Origin of the sequence: Bradyrhizobium sp. (assembly GCF_036009065.1) — a bacterium.
Lineage (GTDB): Bacteria > Pseudomonadota > Alphaproteobacteria > Rhizobiales > Xanthobacteraceae > Bradyrhizobium.
Genome location: NZ_DASYMN010000131.1, coordinates 1 through 4,235 on the forward strand (window position 1 = coordinate 1; position 4,235 = coordinate 4,235).

At 64.1% G+C, this 4,235-nt stretch carries 3 protein-coding genes; 1 reads left to right on the top strand and 2 read right to left on the bottom strand.

What is annotated here, in order from left to right; all coding sequences use genetic code 11:
- Positions 1 to 2,913 (bottom strand): glutamate synthase central domain-containing protein (locus tag VGP39_RS08055; protein ID WP_327567580.1); only part of this gene is annotated, 2,913 nt, incomplete at its 3' end.
- A 530-nt stretch (positions 2,914 to 3,443) separates the two neighbouring features.
- Here VGP39_RS08055 and VGP39_RS08060 point away from each other — a divergent pair.
- Positions 3,444 to 4,010: a hypothetical protein gene (locus VGP39_RS08060; RefSeq protein WP_327567581.1), complete on the top strand. Its 567-nt coding sequence runs from the start codon at positions 3,444 to 3,446 to the stop codon at positions 4,008 to 4,010.
- On the opposite strand, the gene VGP39_RS08065 is transcribed toward VGP39_RS08060, so the two are convergent.
- Positions 3,956 to 4,165 carry a helix-turn-helix domain-containing protein gene (locus VGP39_RS08065; RefSeq protein ID WP_327567582.1) on the bottom strand — a complete coding sequence of 70 codons (210 nt, stop codon included), beginning with the start codon at positions 4,163 to 4,165 and terminating at the stop codon, positions 3,956 to 3,958. The genes VGP39_RS08060 and VGP39_RS08065 overlap by 55 nt on opposite strands.
- Positions 4,166 to 4,235: the final 70 nt, after the last annotated feature.

Consider the following 4,235-nt stretch of genomic DNA (forward strand, 5'->3'; position numbering starts at 1 on the left):
CGCCGAGCGCATCGAATCGCCGTTCGGCAGCGGCTTGAAGCGGTCGCTCTCCTCGCCGCCCTCGCCGGTGTTGGACTTGCCGCCGATCCGGTTCATCGCGATCGCAAGCGTGGTGTGCGCCTCGCGCGAGATCGAGCCGAACGACATCGCGCCGGTGGCGAAGCGGCGCACGATATCCTTGGCCTGCTCCACTTCCTCGAGCGGCACCGGCTTGCGCTTCCCGTCCTCGGCGGTCTTGATCTTGAACAGGCCGCGCAAGGTCAAGAGCCGCTCGGACTGCTCATTGAGGATTTTGGCGAACGCCCTGTAGCGCTCCAGCGAATTGCCGCGCACCGCATGCTGCAATGTCGAGACCGACTCCGCGGTCCAGGCATGATCCTCGCCGCGGGTGCGATAGGCATATTCGCCGCCGACATCGAGCGCGGTCTTGTAGATCTGCGCGTTGCCGAACGCGTCGTTATAACGGCGCACGGCTTCCTCGGCGATTTCGGCGAGGCCGACGCCTTCGATCTTGGTGTGGGTGCCGACGAAATATTTCGCCACGAAATCCGCCTTCAGGCCCACCGCGTCGAAAATCTGCGCGCCGCAATAGGACTGATAGGTCGAGATGCCCATCTTCGACATCACCTTGAGCAGACCCTTGCCGATCGACTTGATGTAGCGCTTGACGATTTCGTAGTCGTCGAGCGCGGCCGGCAGCCGGTCCTTCATCGCGATGATGGTTTCGAACGCAAGATAGGGGTTGATCGCTTCGGCGCCGTAGCCGGCCAGGCACGCGAAGTGATGCACCTCACGCGGCTCGCCGGATTCGACCACCAGCCCGACCGAGGTGCGCAGGCCGGTGCGGATCAGATGATGATGCACGGCGGCGCAGGCCAGCAGCGAGGGAATCGGAATCCGGTCCGAACCGGCCATGCGGTCGGACAGGATGATGATATTGACGCCCTCGCGCACCGCGGATTCCGCGCGCGCGCAGAGTTCGTCGAGCACCTGTTCAAGGCCCGCGGCGCCGAAGCCGGCATGGAAGGTGGTGTCGAGCGTGCGCGACTTGAAATGCGAGTCCGCGATGTCCGAGATCGAGCGGATTTTTTCCAGGTCGCCGTCGGTCAGAATCGGCTGGCGCACTTCCAGCCGCTTGGTGCCGGCCACGCCCTGCAGATCGAACAGGTTCGGCCGCGGCCCGATGATCGAGACGAGACTCATCACCAGTTCTTCGCGGATCGGATCGATCGGCGGGTTGGTGACCTGCGCAAAGTTCTGCTTGAAGTAGGTGAACAGCGGCTTCGGCTTGTCCGACAGCGCCGAAATCGGCGTGTCATTGCCCATCGAGCCGTTGGCTTCTTCGCCGGTCGAGGCCATCGGCGTCATCAGGATGCTGACGTCTTCCTGGCTGTAGCCGAACGCCTGCTGGCGGTCGAGCAGCGGCAGATTCGAGCGCATGCCCTTGACCGGCGCGTCCGGCAGTTCCTCCAGTACGATCTGGGTGCGGTCGAGCCATTCGCGATAGGGATGGCTCTTGGCAAGCTGCGCCTTGATCTCGTCGTCCGGAATGAGCCGGCCCTGTTCGAGGTCGACCAGCAGCATCTTGCCCGGCTGCAGCCGCCATTTGGTGATGATGTCTTCTTCCGGAATCTTCAGCACGCCCATCTCGGACGCCATCACGATGCGGTCGTCGCGGGTGACGAGATAGCGCGCCGGGCGCAGGCCGTTGCGGTCCAGCGTGGCGCCGATCTGGCGGCCGTCGGTAAACGCGATCGCGGCGGGACCGTCCCACGGCTCCATGATCGCGGCGTGATACTCATAGAACGCGCGGCGCTGCTCATCCATCAAGGGGTTGCCGGCCCAGGCTTCAGGAATCATCATCATCACCGCGTGCGGCAGCGAGTAGCCGCCCTGCACCAGGAATTCGAGGCCGTTGTCGAAGCAGGCGGTGTCGGACTGGCCCTCATAGGAGATCGGCCACAGCCGGGAGATGTCCTTGCCGTACAGTTTCGAATGCACCGAAGCCTGCCGCGCCGCCATCCAGTTGACGTTGCCGCGCAGCGTGTTGATCTCGCCATTATGCGCGATCATCCGGTAAGGGTGAGCCAGCGACCAGGTCGGGAAGGTGTTGGTCGAAAAGCGCTGGTGCACCAGCGCCAGCGCGCTCTCGAAATCGTCCTCGTGCAGATCGGGATAATACTTGCCGAGCTGGTCGGCTAGGAACATGCCCTTGTAGATCACGGTGCGGCACGACATCGACACCGGATAATAGCCGGCAAGGCCGCGGTCGCGGCGCTGATAGATCGCCTGCGAGATCGACTTGCGCAGGATGTAGAGCCGGCGTTCGAATTCATCTTCGGTTTTCGCGGCGCCGTTGCGGCCGATGAACACCTGCATGTGGGTAGGTTCGGTCGGCTTCACCGTTTCGCCGAGCGACGAATTGTCGGTCGGCACGTCGCGCCAGCCGAGCAGCATCAGCCCTTCATCGCGGATCTGGTCGGCGATGATGCTCTTGATGACATTGCGCCATGCGGTTTCGCGCGGCATGAACAGCGCGCCGATCGCGTACTCGCCGGGCTCGGGCAGCTGGAAGCCGATCTCCGCGGCCTTGCGTACGAAGAAGCCGTGCGGAATCTGCAGCAGGATGCCGGCGCCGTCGCCGGCGCGCGGATCGGCGCCGACCGCGCCGCGATGCTCGAGATTGCAGAGAATGTCGATCGCGTCGGAGACGATCTGATGCGACTTCCTGCCCTTGATATTGGCAATGAAGCCGACGCCGCAGGCATCCTTTTCTTGCGACAGGTCGTACAGGCCTTCGGCGGGAGGCCGCCAAGTATGCTCGCGCAATGGATGTACGAACGGTTTCGCGAGCGGATTCGCCGGCAGCGCATCCGTCACGATGTGTTCGCGTTCGAACTCCGGCCCGCTCATCTTTGCGTCCTCTCAGCCCGGCAAGGGTCTTTCTCTCCGTCGTCGGCGCACCTTGGGCGTTCGCGGTACCCCGATTCAAACCTTGGGGCCACCGCTCGTCCTACGCGAGCCGTAATTTCAGAATTCAGGTTTTGGCGTTCAACGTCCCCGGCGAACGGCCTTGCCTGCTACTTTCCCGGCGCCGGAGCGCCAACTTAACCTGCAATCCCTATGCCGGATTGCCGTCACAATTGAGACAGCGATACTGTCCTAACCCTGACATTGCCAAATTTTTTTCTATCACACAAGCGCGCCGGAGTCCCCGATTGCATGGCAGCCGGCGCCGCGCGGCCTGCCAGGATTCGGAGCAAGCCCGCCGCGATCCGGCCCAGGGGCCGCCGGGTTTTGCCGCAAGGCTGTGCGCCGGACGAGCGAACAGGCGCCTGAGACGCTTTCCGGAGCGGGGGGCTATCAGGGGAGCACGGCGCGATGAAGTTGTTCACGGGATGGGCTGTCTCGGCCGGCCTGGTTTTTGCGGCCGCAGCCGCAAAATGCAAGTTTTGGCGCCAATCAGGATCGGACCGGCGCTGCGGGTTTCGGATGTCGGCGGGCCCGATGCGGCGGTGCCGCCGGAAGCCCGGCCGCCGGGCTATGGGCCGAGACTGCTGCCGCCGCTGGAAGTCTACACCATCGTTCGCGAGAGCGGATTTTCGCCGCTGGAAATTCCGCAGCAGCGCGGCCTGATCGACACGATCTCGGTAATCGACCGCGGCGACGACGGGCGGCTGGTGATCGACGCCCGCAGCGGGCGGATCATCAGCTTCATCCCGGCGTATCGGATGGGCGATAATTTCAACGGCGACCTCGACGCCGCCTGTGGCCCGGTAGGACCGCTGCCGCCCCCGGCCAACTGCAGCTACCGGCGTGCGCCACGCCCACCGCTCCCGATACCGCATGTTGCCAGCCACTCCAGGGCGCCGCTGCCGAAAGCGCACGCCGCCAGGCCCGAAGCAGCGCCCGGGCAGCAATCGGCTGCAACGGCGCTTCAACCGGAAGCCGACGTTTACGTGGCACTCGGTTTGCGGGCACGCCTGATCTGCGTTGGCGGTCGCCGATAAACCTCAGCGAACACCGTATTGAATCGCCGCAAGCTACCGAAGCCTGCGCGCACGGCGACCTCCGACATCGTGAGATCGGTCTCATCCAGAAACCGCTTCGCCCGCTGCACGCGTGTCGTCTGGGCGACCTGAACCGGGCTTGCACCGAGGTGCATTTGGAAGAGCCGGGACAAATGTCTCGAACCGATCCCGAGACGATCGGCCAAAGTCTCGACACTGCCGTCA

Bases quoted from the DNA above. Each gene is read 5' to 3' on its own strand.
- VGP39_RS08060 (WP_327567581.1), top strand. From the start codon at position 3,444: ATGCAAGTTTTGGCGCCAATCAGGATCGGACCGGCGCTGCGGGTTTCG.
- VGP39_RS08065 (WP_327567582.1), bottom strand. From the start codon at position 4,165: ATGCACCTCGGTGCAAGCCCGGTTCAGGTCGCCCAGACGACACGCGTG.